Here is a 15598-nt window from a genome sequence, read left to right as displayed (position 1 = left end):
CCGTGCACAGGACAGCAACCGGGAGCCCCACCGCGAGGCCCGCTGCGGAAACGAGCGAGGGCTCGCTCCTCCTCGACGACCAGCTCTGCTTCGCCCTGTACGCCGCCTCCCGCGCCGTCACCGCCCGCTACCGCCCCCTGTTGGACGAACTCGGCCTGACGTACCCGCAGTACCTGGTCATGCTCGTGCTCTGGGAGCAGGACTCGATCTCCGTACGTGACCTGGGATCCGCGCTCCAGCTGGAGTCCAGCACCCTGTCCCCGCTGCTGAAGCGGCTGGAGGCGAACGGGCTGCTGCGCCGCGAACGCCGCGTCGAGGACGAGCGGTCGGTCGCCCTGCGCCTCACCGAGGCCGGTGCTCAGCTGCGGGAAAGGGCGGCCCGGGTGCCCCTCGCCATCGGCGACGCCATGGGCCTGACCCCCGAGCAGGACGCCCTGGCCAAACAGCTCCTCCGCCTGATCACCGCCAACGTCACGAACTGAGCACGAGCTCCGCCCACACCTGTTTGCCGCCGCTGGCCGGCACGGTCCCCCACGCCTCGGACATCGCTTCCACGAGGAGGATGCCGCGACCGCCGGTGGCCTCCCAGCCGATGCTGGTCGGCTTCACCGGAGTGCGCGGCGAGGCGTCGGCGACCGAGACGCGCAGCCGGTTGTCGAGCAGGGTGAGGTCGAGGCGGACCTGGCCGTCGGTGTGCACCAGGGCGTTGGTGACGAGCTCGGAGACGACCAGGAGTACGGCGTCCATGTCGTCGCGGGTGACGCCCCAGGCGCGCAGGGTACGGCGGGTGAAGCGACGGGTGTGGCCGACGGCCTCGGGCACGCGCCAGACCGTCCAGTTCTCGCGCAGCGGACGCAGCGCCATGCCGTCGTAGCGCAGCAGGAGCAGGGCGACGTCGTCGCTGCGCCGGGCGTTGCCGAGGAGGGCGTCGGCGACCAGGCCGAGGTGGCCGGGGTCGGAACCGGACAGTTCCCGGGCGAGTCGCTCCATGCCGTCGTCGATGTCCGCCTCCGCGGACTCGACCAGGCCGTCCGTGGTGAGCGCCAGGACCGTGCCGGGCTGCAGCCGCAGCGCGCTCATCGGGAAATCGGCCTGGGCGACCACGCCGAGCGGCGGCCCGCCGTCGGACTCGGGCACCTCGGTGCTGCCGTCCGGGTGGCGCAGCACCGGCGGCAGATGGCCCGCGCGCACGTACCAGGCGGAGCCCTCCTCCATGTCCACGTCGACGTAGCAGCAGGTGGCGAAGAGGTCCGTCTCCATGTCCGTCAGGAGCCGGTTGGCGTGGGAGACGACCACGTCCGGCGGGTGGCCCTCGACCGCGTAGGCGCGCAGCGCGGTGCGCATCTGGCCCATGAGGGTCGCGGCGCTCGCGTTGTGGCCCTGGACGTCGCCGATGACCAGGGCGACGTGGTTGTCGGGCAGCGGGATCACGTCGTACCAGTCGCCGCCGACCTCCAGGCCCGCCGTGGTGGGCAGGTAGCGGGCGACGGCGACCGCGCCGGGCAGCTTGGGCAGGCGGCGCGGCAGCAGCTGGCGCTGGAGCATGCCGACCAGTTCGTGTTCGGCGTCGAAGGCGTGGGCGCGCATCAGGGCCTGCCCCGCGAGGCCCGCGGACGCGGTGAGCAGGGCGCGCTCGTCGGGACCGAAGTCGTGCGGGGTGTCCCAGCCGATCAGACAGGCGCCGGCCATGCGGTTGCCCGCGGGCAGCGGCAGCACGGCGAGTCCGCCGGGGCCGACGTCGGCGAGGGCGGGTTCCAGAGGGGTGCCGGCGGGCCAGATGCGGGCGCGTCCCTCGCGCAGGGCGGCAGCGAGGGTGGGCATGGCGCGCACGGGCGCGTCGGGCCACTCGGTGCGCCACTCCAGGCGCCACAGCTCGGGCCAGGACTCCGGATCGGGCGGGTCGAGGACCGTGACGACGAGCCGGTCGCCCTCCAGTTCGGCGAGCGCGATCCGGTCGGCCTGCAGCGGCTTGCGCAGGGCGGAGACGACGGCCTGACTGACGTCGCGGACGGTCCCGGCCGTCGCGAGCATGGCGGCGAGGCGCTGGACGCGGGCCACGTCGGTGACCTCGGAGCGCAGCTTGGAGGCGTCGGCGACCGTGCCGACGAGCATGGCGGGCCGGCCCTCGCCGCCGGGCAGCAGACGCCCGCGCAGCCGCAGCCACTTGGGCGGGCCGGAGGGCTGCAGGACCCGGAACTCCAGCTCACGGTCGCCGAGGGACATGTGGTCGGCCTCGACCACCGACATCAGCGAGGGCAGGTCCTCCGGCACCGTCAGGCCCAGCAGCGTCTCGGCCCTGCCGTCGAATTCGGCGCGGGTGATCGCGAACAGCCGCAGGATGTCGTCGCCGGCCTCGACCCGGCCGCTGTCCATGGCGAGGCTGAACGCGTTGGCCGGCAACTCCGCGCCCTCGGCGGCGCGGGCCGGGGCGGGACAGCCGACGGCGTCGGCGATCAGCTCCAGGCACTTGCGGTCCTCGGTGTCGAAGCCGTCCGGCCGCTCGCTGACGGCCAGCAGACAGCCGCCGTCTCCGTTCCCGCGCGCGGGCAGCACGGCCAGGTGGAAGTCCCGCGGCGGCGTCCGCCGCGCCTCGGTGTCCCCGGCGAGTTCCTCGGGCCCCAGCCACACCGGGCTCCCGGAGCGGTGGCCGTCGGCCACCGGGGAGCTGCCGGAGCGCGGGTAGCTGTCGCGCAGCCCGAACAGCGTCCTCGGAACGCCCGCCGACTCCACCAGGCACAGCAGGTCGCCGTCCTCCTCCGGCGTGTACACACCGGCGAACGCCGCCCCGGCGAAGACCAGCGCCTGCTCCAGGACCCGGCGCACCCGCTCGGGTGCCGGACCGGACGTGAGCGCTTTCAGGGCACCTTCGGCGCGCAGAGTTCTCGTTCTGCGTGCCTCGGCGCCCTCACTGACCACGTCCGCAATTACAGCGCGTATGGGACGCCTGCGCAGCCCCTGTGAGCATTCCGTGGAGGTCGTCGTGCCTGTCCGCTCGAAACGCGCCGAACATGTCTTAACGCGTGCGTATCGCACGGTGATCTCGTGACAGGCGTGACTGTCCCGGGCCCTCGGACGGCTGGAAGTGTCGGTGCCGGGCCACGGAGGGGAATCCATGGACAAGCGGTACGAGGTGTACGCACTCGCGGACAGACACTTCTACGAGACGCCGGACCGGCTTGCCGGCGCCGGACAGCAGCCGGCACCGCTCTTCGAGACCGCGCGTCGTGAGGTGCCGGAGGGCTGGGACGCGGCGCGGATCGGCGACTGGCTGACGCTGACGCCGCTCGGCGCGGACGGCGGCGTACAGCCGGGCCCGGCGCAGGGCTGGAAGATCCACGCCTCGGCCACCCGGGCGAACGCGGAGCGGATCGCGGCGATCGTGTGGGACTACTGTGTGCCGCGCCGGATCCCGTTCAAGTTCGTGCCGGGACCGCATCTACTGCACCTGCGCAACACCAAGTACGCGGCCCGCGACACGAGCGGCAAGTTCGTCACCGTGTATCCGGCCGACGAGGAGCAGCTCCACCAGGTGCTGCGCGAGCTGGGCCAGTTGCTGGAGGGCTTCGAGGGGCCGTACATCCTCACCGATCTGCGCTGGCACGACGGCCCGCTCTACGTCCGCTACGGCGCCTTCGCGCGCACCTTCGTCGTCGACGAGCGGGGCTCGCTCGTGCCGGCGGTGCGGGACGGCGCGGGCACGCTGGTGCCGGACCGGCGGGCGCCGTCCTTCCAGGTGCCCGACTGGGTGACGCTGCCGGCGTTCCTGGAGCCGCATCTGGCGGCCCGCAACACCACGACGGTGGGCGAGCTGCCGTATCGCATCGAGAAGGCACTGCACTTCTCCAACGGCGGCGGGGTGTACGCGGGCACCGACACCCGTGACGGGCGCAAGGTGGTCCTCAAGGAGGGGCGGCCGCACGCGGGGCTCGCCTCCGACGGCGCGGACGCGATCGCCCGGCTGGAGCGCGAGAAGCAGGCGCTGGAGCAGGTGGCGGGCACCGGGGTGGTGCCCGAGGTGCGGGACTGGTTCACGCTGGGCGACCACCGGTTCCTGGTGATGGACTTCCTGGAGGGGCGGCCGCTCAACTCCTTCTTCGCCGAACGGCATCCGCTGCTCACCCCGGACCCCGATCCGGAGGCCGTCGCGCGCTACACGGCGTGGGCGGTGCGCATCCACGGGGCGGTGCAGCGGGCGGTGGAGGCGGTGCATGCGCGCGGGATCGTCTTCAACGACCTGCACGTCTTCAACATCATGGTCGCGCCTGACGAGGAGTCGGTGTTCCTGCTCGACTTCGAGGCGGCGGCACCGGTCGAGGAGAACGGCCGTCAGGTCGTCGCGCACCCCGGTTTCTTCGCCCCGCCCGACCGGAGGGGCACCGAAGTCGACCGCTATGCGCTGGCCTGCTTACGGCTCGCGCTGTTCCTGCCCGTGACCACCCTGTTCGTGGTCGACCGGGGCAAGGCGGCACATCTGGCCGAGGTGATCGCGGAGCAATTCCCGGACGTGCCGCGGGAGTTCCTGGACGAGGCGGTCGCGGAGATCACGCGAGGCGCCGCTGTGGGCGCCCCGGCGCTGGTGCGGCCCGGCGACTGGCCGCACAGCCGTGACTCGATGGTCAAGGCGATCCTCGCCTCGGCCACCCCGGGGCGCGAGAACCGGCTCTTCCCCGGTGACATCGCCCAGTTCTCCGACGGCGGCGGACTCGGGCTCGCCCACGGCGCGGCCGGAGTGCTGTACGCGCTGGCCGAGACCGGCGCCGAGCGGTACGAGGAGGGCGAACGCTGGCTCCTGGAGCGTACGGCCCCGCCACCGCCCGGCACACCGCTCGGCCTGTACGACGGACTCGCGGGCGTCGCGCACGTCCTGGACCGGCTCGGTCACCGGCAGCGGGCCCTCGATCTGGTCGAGGGCATCCTCGCCGAGAAGTGGCAGAACCTCTCCTCCACCCTGCACGGCGGCCTGGCCGGCCTCGGCCTGGTCCTCGGCCGACTGGCAAGCACGACGGGTGAGTCGGAGCTGCGCGAGCGGGCCGCCGAGGCCGCCGAGATCGTCGTACGACGCCTTGCCGAGCCGCTGCCCGACAAGCCGAGGCGGCGGGCCGGGCTGCTGCGGGGTGCGAGCGGACCGGCGCTGTTCCTGCTGCGGCAGTACGAGTGGACCGGCGACGCCGGGCTGCTGGAAGCGGCCGGAGTGGCGCTGCGCCGGGATCTGGACTGCTGCGTCGTGCAGAAGAGCGGCGGTGGTCTGGAGGTCGACGAGGGCTGGCGGACCCTGCCCTATCTCGGTGACGGCAGCGTGGGCCTCGGCATGGTCCTGGACGACTATCTCGCGCACGCCGCCGACGCGGAGTTCGACAAGGCGCGTTCCGGCATCCTCACCGCCGCCACCTCCCGCTTCTACGCACAGCCCGGCCTGTTCCAGGGCCGCGCCGGGATGATCCTGCACCTCGGCCGCACCACGGAGCCGAGCGCGACGGACCGTCACCTGGCCGAGCAGATCGCCGCGCTCGGCTGGTACGCGATGGCGTACGAAGGCCAACTGGCCTTCCCCGGGCACCAGATGATGCGGCTGTCCATGGACCTCGCCACCGGAACGGCAGGGTGCCTGCTCGCGCTCGCGGCGGCCACCGGTGGCAGCGCGCACCTGCCGTTCCTCCCGCCGCTGCGGCGGCCCCTATGACGCGGCTCCGCGACCTGGCGGAGTCGTGACCCAACCCCGTCCCCACGGGTGAACACACAGATGGAAGGACACGAAATGGCACTGCTCGACCTGCAGACGATGGAATCCGACGAGCACACCGGCGGTGGCGGCGCCAGCACCGCGAGCCTGCTCTCCTGCATCAGCGCGGCGAGCGTTCTGCTCTGTCTCTGACGGCACCGTGATCCACGGCTCCGGGCGGTCCGCTCCCGCGAGGGAGGGGCCGCCCGGGGTCCTGCGCTCCCCCGACCCCGGATGCGAGGCCGCAGCCGTATGACGACTCGTGCCGACGCCGCACATCCCGCCGCGTTGCTGAACTCCGCCACCCGGCACAGCGGCGCGCGCTGCATCGCCCTCTGCCTGATGAGCACGGCGTCCACCGGTACCGGACTCCTGCTGCCGGTCGCGCTCGGCCGCACCCTCGACCTCCTCCTCGCCCACGCCCCGGCGACCCGCTGGGTGCTGTACTGCGCGGGGATCGTGCTGCTGCTGGCCCTGCTGGACGCCGGCGAGACCGTGCTGAGCGGCACCGTCGACGCCCGGACGACTGCATGGCTGCGGCGACGGCTGACAGGACATGTGCTGGCCGTCGGTCCGCGTGCCGCCGCCCGCTTCGGGCCCGGCGACCTGGTCGCCCGCCTCGTCGGCAACGCTGCCCAGGCGGGAACGGCTCCGGCCGCCCGCGCCGCGCTGCTCGCCGCACTGGCCGGCCCAGTCGGAGGCATGGTGGCGCTCGGCCTGATCGACCCGTGGCTGGCGGCCGTGTTCCTGGCCGGAGGGCCACTCCTGACGCTCCTGCTGCGCGCCTTCTCCCGTGACACCACCCGCTGCGTGGCGGACTACCAGCAGGTACAGGGGCGGATCGCGGGCGCGCTCGCGGAGGCGGTGGCCGGCCACCGCACCGTCCAGGCGGCGGGTACGGCGGACAAGGAGGCGGCGCGGATCCTGCGGCCCCTGCCCGAACTGTCCCGCGCGGGCCACCGCATGTGGCGGGTGCAGGGGCGGGCCGCGGCGCAGGCGAGCGCCGTGGCGCCGCTGCTGCAGCTGGGCGTCGTCGCCGTGGCCGGGCTGCTCCTCACCAGGCACCGGCTGACGGTCGGCGAGGTGCTCGCTGCCTCCCGGTACGCGGTCCTCGCGACCGGTGTCGGCGTGCTGGTCGGCCAGTTCGCGAGCCTGGCCCGGGCCAAGGCGGCCGCAGGGCGCCTCGACGAGGTACTGACAGAACCGGCCATGACCTACGGCCACCGCCGACTGCCGCCCGGTCCCGGCCGCTTGGAACTGCGTGGCGTGACGGCGCGGCGCGGCGACCGTACCGTTCTCGACGGCGTCGACCTCGTCGTCCCCGGCGGCACGACACTCGCCCTGGTCGGCCGTTCCGGCACGGGCAAGTCGCTGCTCGCCGCACTCGCCGGCCGCCTGGCGGAGCCGGACGCGGGAGAGATCCTGCTCGACGGCGTCCCCCTGCACGACCTGACCCACAAGGACCTTCGCGGATCGATCGGTTACGCCTTCGAACGCCCCGCCCTCCTGGGCACCACCATCGAGGACGCGCTGGCGCTCGGCCTGCGGTCCCCCTCCCCCGCCCGCATCCGGGAGGCGACCCGCCTGGCTCGTGCCGACGACTTCGTACACCGCCTGCCGAAGGGCTACGCCACCACGTGCGCCGACGCACCCCGTTCCGGCGGCGAGTCCCAACGCCTGGGCCTGGCCCGGGCCTTCGCCCACGACGGCCGCCTGCTCATCCTCGACGACGCCCTCTCCAGCCTCGACACGGTGACGGAGGCACAGATCGCAGAGTCCCTGACCCGGGGCATGGCCGGCACCCGACTTCTCATCGCCCATCGAGCGGCCACGGCGGCCCGTGCGGATGCGGTGGCGTGGCTGGACGGGGGGCGGGTGCGGGCGGTGGGCACACATGCGGAGTTGTGGCGGATGGCCGGGTACCGGGCGGTGTTCGGGGACGGGGGGCAAGCGTGAACGGCGGGGGCCGCTGGTGTCGACGGGGGTTTCGGCGGGGCGGGGCGCGAGTGGAGGAGTCCCGGTGGAACGCCGGCTGCTCGGCAGGACTCAGTGACGAGGCCTGTCCCGGGCAGGACGGGATCGAGCGGCACGACCCCCGCCGGGTTCGGCAGAGCGAGGCGCGAGTGGATGGGCTCCGGCGGAACACCCACTGCTCGGCAGGACTCAATGAGGAGCCAGACCCCAGCCAGGACGCGATCGAGCGGCACAGCCCCCGGCAGATCCGGCCGAGCAAAGCGCGCGTGGAGGAGCCCCGGCGGAACACCCACTGCTCGGCAGGACTCAATGAGGAGCCAGACCCCAGCCAGGACGCGATCGAGCGGCACAGCCCCCGGCGGATCCGGCCGAGCAAAGCGCGAGTGGATGGGCCCCGGCGGAACGCCGGCCGCTCGGCTTGGCTTGCTGAGGCGTGTTCCTGGCAGGAGAGGGGCGGGTGGTGCGGTCGCCGTTCGCCGTGGGGCGGAGGCCTGGCGGCGAGGGTGGGCATCGGGCGGTGGCAGGGTGTCCGCTTCCGGATGGTGGACGGAGACGGGGTGCCCGTATGAACGGCAGGGGGATCCTTGGGCGGGGGCTTCGTTTCCTGCGGGACCGGTGGCGGGTCGTGGTGCGGCTCGGCGGGTGGTCCGTGCTGGAGACGGGGCAGACCTTTGTCACCGGGTACGCCCCGGCGCGGGCACTCGACGCGGGGTTCCTGGCCGGGCGGGCCGAGGTCGGGCTGGCCTGGCTCGGGGTGGCCGGGCTCGGTGTCCTCGTGGGGGCGTACGGGACCGGACGGGTGTACGCGGCCGTCGCCGCGCTGGTCGAACCCCTGCGAGACCGGCTCGTCGAGCGGGTGGTCGGGCGCGGGGTGCGGGAGGCCGACGGCGGGACGCTGTCGGGGCTGACCCAGCAGGTGGAGATCGCGCGGGACACCTTCGCCGGGCTCGTGATGGTGTCGCGGTCGTTCGTGTTCACCGCGGTCGGCGCGTTCGTCGGGCTGTTCTCGCTCGCCCCGCTGCTCCTGCTGGTCGTGGGCCCGCCACTGGTCGCCGGAGTGGCCCTCTTCGCGGCGTCGCTGCGGCCGTTGGCCCGCCGGCAGGAGGCGTTCCTCGTCGCCGACGAGGCGCTGGCCGACCGCCTGGGTGCCGTCTGCCCGGGGTTGCGGGACATCACGGCCACCGGCGCCGAGGAGCGGATCGCCGCCGACACGGGGGAACTCGTCGACGCCGAACTGCGGGCCGCCCGCTCCCTCGCCCGTTGGGGCGTCCTGCGCATCGCGTCGCTCGCCGTCGGCGGCCAGCTCCCGATCGTGCTGCTGCTCGCCGCCGCCCCCTGGCTCCTGTCCCGCGGTGTCACGACGGGCGCCCTGGTCGGCGCCCTCGCCTACATCACCCAGTCCCTCCTCCCGGCCCTCGGCAACCTGGTCCACGGCCTGGGCACAAGCGGCTCCCGCCTGACGGTGGTGCTGCGGCGCCTGGCTCCGCCCCACCGGACCGGCACCCACGAACCGCCCGCGGAACGGAGCGCACCACAGACCCCCGACGGACACCCCGCACCGCCCCAGCCCCGGCCGACACGCACTGACCAGGCCAGTCCTTCGCCTACTCCCGACGACCAGTCCCCCGAACACCCGCCCGCGCTTGACCCACAAGGCGAAGAGCCGCCTCCTGCCCCGCACCGTTCGCCCGCCCCGGCCCCCGACGACGCCCCCCGCAGGACGGCGGCCTCCGGCACCGGTCGAGACGGGCATCCAGCCACTCCCCCGCACCGGTCGACTTCCACCCGCACAGCCACCACCCAGCCCATGTCCGACGACCGCCGTCACCCGGCACCGATCGCACCAGGCCCCCCGGGCAGACGCCCCGCCGCACGGCGCCCGGCGCCCCCGGCCCTCTCCCTCACCTCCGTCACCTTCGCCTACGGCCCCACCGCCACCCCCGTCGTCGAAAACCTGGACCTCGTCCTTCCTCCCGGCTCCCACCTGGCCGTCGTCGGCCCCAGCGGTATCGGGAAGTCCACGCTCACCGCTCTCGTCGCGGGGCTGTTGGAGCCGCGTGGCGGGACGATCAGGGTGGGTGGGGAGCCGGTGCCGTCGGCGGCTGCCGCTCGGCGGCGGGTGCTCATTCCGCAGGAGGCGTACGTGTTCACCGGGACCGTCGCCGACAACCTGGCCCACTTCCGGGGGGACCCCGTCCCCGAGGCGGAGCTGCTCGCGGCGGCCGACGCCGTCGGACTCGGTCCGCTCCTCGACGCCCTCGGCGGCCCCGGTGCCCGGATCGACCCCGCGGCGCTCTCCGCGGGCGAACGGCAGCTGCTCGCGCTGGCCCGGGCCTATCTGTCGGACGCCCCGCTCGCCCTGCTCGACGAAGCGACCTGTCATCTGGATCCGCAGGCCGAGGAGCGCGCCGAGCGTGCATTCGCGCAGCGGCCGGGCGGCACCCTCGTCGTGGTGGCCCACCGCATCAGCTCGGCGCGGCGGGCGGATCGCGTGCTGGTCATGGACGGCAGGGGCACCGCGTGCGGAACCCACCACGAGCTGCTGGAGACCTCGCCTCTGTACCGGGAGCTCGTCGGCAGCTGGACGCCCGTGCCGTCACAGCCAGCCCTCCCCCTGCGAGATACGGATCGCGTCGATGCGGTTGCGGGCCCCGGTCTTGCGGGTGATGGCCGCCATGTAGTTGCGCACGGTCCCGTGGGACAGGTGGAGGCTCCCGGCGATCTCCGCGACGGACGCGCCCTCGGCGGCCAGGGATAACACGCTCAGCTCCCGCCGGGTCAGCGGCATCTCGGCGGCCTTCAGGAACCCGAAGCCCAACGAGTCGCTGATGAAACGTTCCCCCTGGGCGACCCGCCGGATCCCGTGCACGAGGTGTTCCGGCGAGGCCTCCTTGTCGACGTAGCCGAGCGCCCCCGCCTCGATCGCCCGTTTCAGCAGGCCCGGTCTGTTCGCACCGGCAAGCACGAGAAGTCTCGGCGGAGCCCCGTCCGGGCCCCGCGAGCGTAACTCGCCCAGCGGCGGGATGCCGTACGCGTCCGCGCACTCGAGGTCCGCCGCGCAGACGTCGGGCCGCAGGGATCTCACCCGGCCGGGTGCGCTGCGCCACGGCGTGTCCTCCACCCGGAGGTCGGGTTCCCGGCGCAGCCAGTCCGCCAGCACCGATCGCACCAGACACTCGTCATGTACCAGAAGTACCCGGATCACTGCCGCCCCTCAGCATTCCGTCATTCCGTCTGCGGTCGCATTGGTGTTGAACGCGTGCCCATTGTTGGCGCCCGCGACCAATCATGGGCGCGAAGAACCGGCCAACAGGGTGCGCGGGGGCGCACGCGCGGCGCCCGCACACCCTGCCGCGCATCAACCGAGGGGGCATGCACCGGCGGCGAGGGGGTACACGGGCTTTCTTCACCGGGCCGCGGGCCGTCGTGTGCCCGTACGCGAGCCGGGCGACGGCGCCCCGGCCACCGCTCGCCGTGCGCGAACGGCCGCCAGGGGGCAGATTGATCCCTGGGACCCGTCGCCCGGCCGTGCGAGGAGGTGGTCGGCGTGTCCGACGGGCAGACGTCCGCACAGGCGCCGGCGACCACGAGGACGCGGGTGGGCCGACCGCTGCTGTCCCTCGCGCTCGCGTCGATGATGGACGAGGTCAACGCCCACTCCGGGGCGGTGTATCTGCTGTCGCCCGACGAACCCGTGCTGGAGATGGCCGTGATGGCGGGCCTGCCCCGGGCCTTCGCCGCGCCCTGGGAGCGGGTGGGGCTGAGCGCGCCGATCCCGGTCGCGGACGCGGTGCGGGAGCGGCGGCTGGTGTGGGTGGGCGGCGAGGAGGAGATGGCGGCCCGCTACCCGCGCATCGCCGTGGTGCTGCCCTATCCCTTCGCGCTGGCCGCGGTACCGGTGGCGACCGGCTCGACGGCGTACGGCGCGGTCTTCGTGACCTGGCCCGGCTCCCATCCGCCCGACCTGTCCGAGCGGGAGCGGGAGCATCTGACCGCGGCCTGCGACCGGCTCGCGAAGCGGCTGGAGCGCGCCCTGGAGGAGAGCCGGCAGCTGCTGCCCGAGTCCGATCTGCTCGGTGGACCGCCGGTGGGCGGCCTGGCCGGCACCCTCGGCACGGTGGAGGCTGCGCGGATGGTGGCGCGGCTGCCGTACGGACTGTGCTCACTCGATCTGCACGGCCGGGTCGCCTTCGCCAACGCGGCGGCGGCCGAGCTGATCGGTCTCCCGGTCAGCAGGCTGCTGGGCACGCAGCTGTGGGCGTCGGTGCCCTGGCTCAACGACCCCGTGTACGAGGACCGCTACCGGGCCGCACTGATGAGCCAGCAGACCACCTCGTTCGTGGCGCTGCGCCCGCCCGGGGACTGGATGTCCTTCCGGATGTATCCCAGTACGACCGGGCTCAGTGTCCGTGTCACCCGGGCGCGGGCGGTGGCGGAGATGAACCGCGCGGGGCCACAGCCCGGTGACACCCCCTCCCGGCTGGTCACCATCTCCCAGGTGCTGACGCTGGCCGGTGCGCTGACCGAGGCGGTGGGGGTGCAGGACGTGGTGCAGCTGGTCGCGGACGAGATCGCGCCGGCCGTCGGCAGCCAGGCGCTGGTGATCCTCGGTTCCCGGGCCGGGCGGCTGCATGTGCTGGGGCACCGCGGATATCCCGACCCGCATCTCGTGGAGCGGTTCGACGGGCTGCCGCTGGCCGAGCCCACACCGGGCACGCACGCCCTGAACACCGGGGTGCCGGCGTTCTTCGACTCCCGGGAGGAGCTGGAGCGCCTGTATCCGTCTCGGCACGCCACCCCGGACGGCTTCGCTGCCTGGGCCTATCTGCCGTTGATCGCCTCGGGGCGACCGGTGGGCACCTGTGTGCTCGCCTACTCGGAACCGCACCCGTTCCCCGCGGACGAGCGGGCGGTGCTGACGAGCCTGGGCGGCCTGATCGCGCAGGCCCTGGAGCGGGCCCTGCTCTACGACGCCAAGCACCAGCTGGCGCACGGCCTGCAGGCGGCCCTGCTGCCGCACTCTCTGCCACCGCTGACCGGCATCGACTCGGCCTCCCGCTATCTGCCCGCCACGCACGGCATGGAGATCGGCGGCGACTTCTACGACCTGGTGCCGACGCGGGGCGGGGCGGCGGCGGTGATCGGGGACGTGCAGGGCCACAACGTGACGGCGGCCGGGCTGATGGGGCAGATCCGCACCGCCGTGCGTGCCTACACGACCGTGGGGCAGGCGCCCGAGGAGGTCATGGGCAGCACCAACCGGCTGCTCATCGACCTCGGCGCGGACCTGTTCGCCAGCTGTCTGTATCTGCGGCTCGATCCCGCGCGCGGGCGGGCCGTGATGGCACGGGCGGGTCATCCACCGCCGCTGCTGCGCCGCCCCGACGGCCGGGTGCGGGTGCTCGACCTCGCCGGTGGCCCGCTGCTCGGCATAGACGGCTCCGCCGGCTATCCGACGACGGAGGTCGACCTCGCTCCCGGCTCCGTACTCGCCCTCTACACCGACGGGTTGATCGAGTCGCCCGGTGTCGACATCGAGGACGCGCTCGCCGGTCTCGGTGAACGCCTCACCGAGGCGGGCGAGTTGCCCCTGGACGAGCTCGCCGACCATCTCGTACAGCACAGCACGGCCGCACGCGAACGGCTCGACGACGTGGCGCTGTTGCTGCTGCGGGCACGTTGAAAAGGTCCGAACGGGCGCGGACACGACGCGGTCCGGCCCTCCCGCCGGAGGGCCGGACCGTCCACCGTCGACCGGAACCGCACTGGAGGCCGATCAGTGGGTCTCCATCAGAGGGTCCGCGCCGGGTGAATGCGCTCGATCAGTGAGCGGCACCCGATCACTGGGACCCGGTGAGCGACGACGAACCGTCGTCCGCGCCGGTGCCGCTCTGGTCCCCGACGCCCGCACCGGACTGGTCCCCGACGCCCGCACCGGACTGGTCGCCGACGCCGTTCCCGGACTGGTCGCCGACCCCAGCTCCGTCACTGGCCGTCGCGGACGGGTCGGCGGTGCCCACCTGGTCGCCGCCGCCGACCGCGTCGCCGCCTCCGGCCTGGTCGCCGGCCGAGGCGGACGGGTCGGCGGTGCCGGCCTGGTCACCCGCACCGGCACCCGCGCCTGCGCCACCGTCGCCCAGCGTCGCGCCCGTGGCCTGCAGGGCGGTGGTCACCGGCTGGAAGAACGTCTCGCCGCCGTTGGTGCAGTCGCCGCTGCCGCCGGAGGTCATGCCCACCGCGCTGCCGTCCTGCGTGAACAGCGAGCCACCGCTGTCGCCGGCCTCTGCGCAGACGTTGGTCTGGATCAGGCCGGTGACGGTGTCGACGCCGTTCGGGTCGGTCTCGCTCTGGAAGTTGACGGTGGCGTCGAGACCGGTGACCTGGCCGTCGTGCAGGCCGGTGGTGCTGCCCATCCGGAAGACCGTCTCGCCGACGGTGGCGTCCGCAGCCTGGGTGATCTGGACGGTCTTTCCGTCGCCGGTGTTGACCTCGCTGGCCGCCTGGGTGTTCGGGTCGTCGTACTTGACCAGGGAGAAGTCGCCGTCGCCGGGGAAGGTGGCCTGGTCGACGGTGGCGATGGGCTGCCCGGTCTCCGAATCGGACCACTGCTTGGCCGCCACACCGCAGTGGCCGGCGGTCAGGAAGGCCGGACTGCCGTCGCTGGCCTTGACGTTGAAGCCGAGGGAGCAGCGCACGGTGCCGCCCTGCGCCTGCGCGAAGATGGCGTCACCGCCCGACACCTTCGTCTTGAAGGTGCCCGAGGACTTCTTCACGGTGGCCATGTCGGCGCCGAGGCTCTTGACCGTCGACGTCAGTCTGTCCCACTTGGCGCCGGTGACCGTGGAGTCCGCCGTGACAGCCAGCTTGTTGGTCTTCGGGTCGATCGCCCAGGCCGTGCCCGGGATGGTCGCCTTGGCCTTCAGGGTCTGTGCGCCCGCCTTCAGCGCGGCGAGGCTGTTCTTGACCTCGCGGACCTTCGCGCCCGCCTTCTCCGCCTGGACGACCACGTTGTTCTTGTCGCCGGATATGACGTTGACGACGAGCTGCTGTGTGCCCGAGTCGTAGTAGGAACCGGCGAAGGCGTCACCGAGCAGGTTCTGGAGCTGCGAGGCGAGATTCGAGGCGTCGGTCGCCTTCAGGACCCTGGGGGCGGCATTCGTCGACGACCCGTCCTGCGAGGCGTTGGCGTGCGGAAGCAGGATGGCGGCTGCGCCGAGCGCCGCGACGCTGCCTGCCGCGATTGCGGCCTTGCGCTTCGGAATTCGCTTGTGACTCAAACTTCTCGACCTCCTGGGGGACCGGAGTCTGTGCCGCCGTACGGCAGCTGTTCTGTTCGGGCGCCTGGATGGCTGTTGGTACGCACGGGTCACGTGGTGCGTTCAATTCCGTTTGCCAACTGGCTTTGCGCAACGCCGAATCGGCCATGACCCGCGTCTGAGGAAACCGCGCGGGGAACAATCGCCCATATGACGATGACCACCGCCGAAGCCGACAAGATCCTCTCCGCCAACTTCGCCCCTTGGGTCCTCGAGCTGGGCCTGACGGTCGAGGCCCTCGCCGAAGACCGGGCCACGCTGCGACTTCCCTGGTCGGACCGGCTGGCCCGGGAGGGTGGCGGGCTGTCGGGGCAGGCACTGATGGCCGCCGCCGACACGGCCACCGTGATCGCCGTGTCGGCCGCCCGCGGGGCCTACGGGCCGATGACGACGGTGCAGCAGTCGACGTCGTTCCAGCGCGCGGTGACCGGTTCGGATGTCCTGATCGAAGCGGTGCTCACCAAGCTGGGCCGCCGTATGGCATTCGCGGACGTCACGATGACCGCCGAGGCTTCCGGTGAGCTCGCGGCACGCGCGAGCACCGTCTACGCACTTCTCGGCTGAGCGTTTCTCGGCCCGACAAGGGGCC

At 73.2% G+C, this 15598-nt stretch carries 9 protein-coding genes and 1 pseudogene; 7 read left to right on the top strand and 3 right to left on the bottom strand.

Annotated elements, in window-relative coordinates; translation table 11 throughout:
- The first annotated feature begins 2 nt into the window (after positions 1-2).
- Complete coding sequence (locus ACFY1E_RS39015; protein WP_389084999.1) at positions 3-482, top strand: MarR family winged helix-turn-helix transcriptional regulator; 480 nt, start codon at positions 3-5, stop codon at positions 480-482.
- On the opposite strand, the gene ACFY1E_RS39010 is transcribed toward ACFY1E_RS39015, so the two are convergent.
- Positions 472-2916 (bottom strand): SpoIIE family protein phosphatase, encoded by a 2445-nt coding sequence (locus ACFY1E_RS39010; protein ID WP_389084996.1) that lies wholly within the window; start codon positions 2914-2916, stop codon positions 472-474. The genes ACFY1E_RS39015 and ACFY1E_RS39010 overlap by 11 nt on opposite strands.
- Before the next feature lie 196 nt (positions 2917-3112).
- On the opposite strand from ACFY1E_RS39010, the gene lanKC reads away from it, so the two are divergent.
- The 4 genes from lanKC to ACFY1E_RS38990 all read left to right on the top strand — a co-directional run bounded on the left by lanKC (position 3113) and on the right by ACFY1E_RS38990 (position 10451).
- Positions 3113-5680: a class III lanthionine synthetase LanKC gene (gene lanKC, locus ACFY1E_RS39005; protein WP_389084994.1), complete on the top strand. Its 2568-nt coding sequence runs from the start codon at positions 3113-3115 to the stop codon at positions 5678-5680.
- Positions 5681-5755: 75 nt separating this feature from the next.
- Positions 5756-5872: a SapB/AmfS family lanthipeptide gene (locus ACFY1E_RS39000; protein WP_030937754.1), complete on the top strand. Its 117-nt coding sequence runs from the start codon at positions 5756-5758 to the stop codon at positions 5870-5872.
- A 99-nt stretch (positions 5873-5971) separates the two neighbouring features.
- Positions 5972-7675 carry an ABC transporter ATP-binding protein gene (locus tag ACFY1E_RS38995; protein ID WP_389084991.1) on the top strand — a complete coding sequence of 568 codons (1704 nt, stop codon included), beginning with the start codon at positions 5972-5974 and terminating at the stop codon, positions 7673-7675.
- Positions 7676-8258: 583 nt separating this feature from the next.
- Complete coding sequence (locus ACFY1E_RS38990) at positions 8259-10451, top strand: ATP-binding cassette domain-containing protein (RefSeq protein ID WP_389084989.1); 2193 nt, start codon at positions 8259-8261, stop codon at positions 10449-10451.
- Here ACFY1E_RS38990 and ACFY1E_RS38985 read toward each other — a convergent pair.
- Positions 10374-10853: pseudogene (locus tag ACFY1E_RS38985) on the bottom strand (LuxR C-terminal-related transcriptional regulator); the annotation flags it as partial. The gene ACFY1E_RS38990 and the pseudogene ACFY1E_RS38985 sit on opposite strands and share 78 nt — an antisense overlap.
- A gap of 378 nt (positions 10854-11231) precedes the next feature.
- Between ACFY1E_RS38985 and ACFY1E_RS38980 the strand changes: the two are divergent.
- Positions 11232-13376: a PP2C family protein-serine/threonine phosphatase gene (locus ACFY1E_RS38980; protein WP_389084986.1), complete on the top strand. Its 2145-nt coding sequence runs from the start codon at positions 11232-11234 to the stop codon at positions 13374-13376.
- 157 nt (positions 13377-13533) lie between these two features.
- Here ACFY1E_RS38980 and ACFY1E_RS38975 read toward each other — a convergent pair whose 3' ends face one another.
- Complete coding sequence (locus tag ACFY1E_RS38975) at positions 13534-14970, bottom strand: S1 family peptidase (protein ID WP_389084984.1); 1437 nt, start codon at positions 14968-14970, stop codon at positions 13534-13536.
- 189 nt (positions 14971-15159) lie between these two features.
- Here ACFY1E_RS38975 and ACFY1E_RS38970 point away from each other — a divergent pair, with 189 nt between their 5' ends.
- A complete protein-coding gene (locus ACFY1E_RS38970) occupies positions 15160-15573 on the top strand; it encodes a PaaI family thioesterase (protein ID WP_389084981.1) in 414 nt (137 codons plus the stop codon).
- Positions 15574-15598 lie beyond the last annotated feature (25 nt).

Source organism: Streptomyces sp. NPDC001604, from assembly GCF_042893475.1.
Lineage (GTDB): Bacteria > Actinomycetota > Actinomycetes > Streptomycetales > Streptomycetaceae > Streptomyces.
Note: the sequence above shows the minus strand (reverse complement) of the source record. Positions and strands in the feature narration are given on the sequence as shown.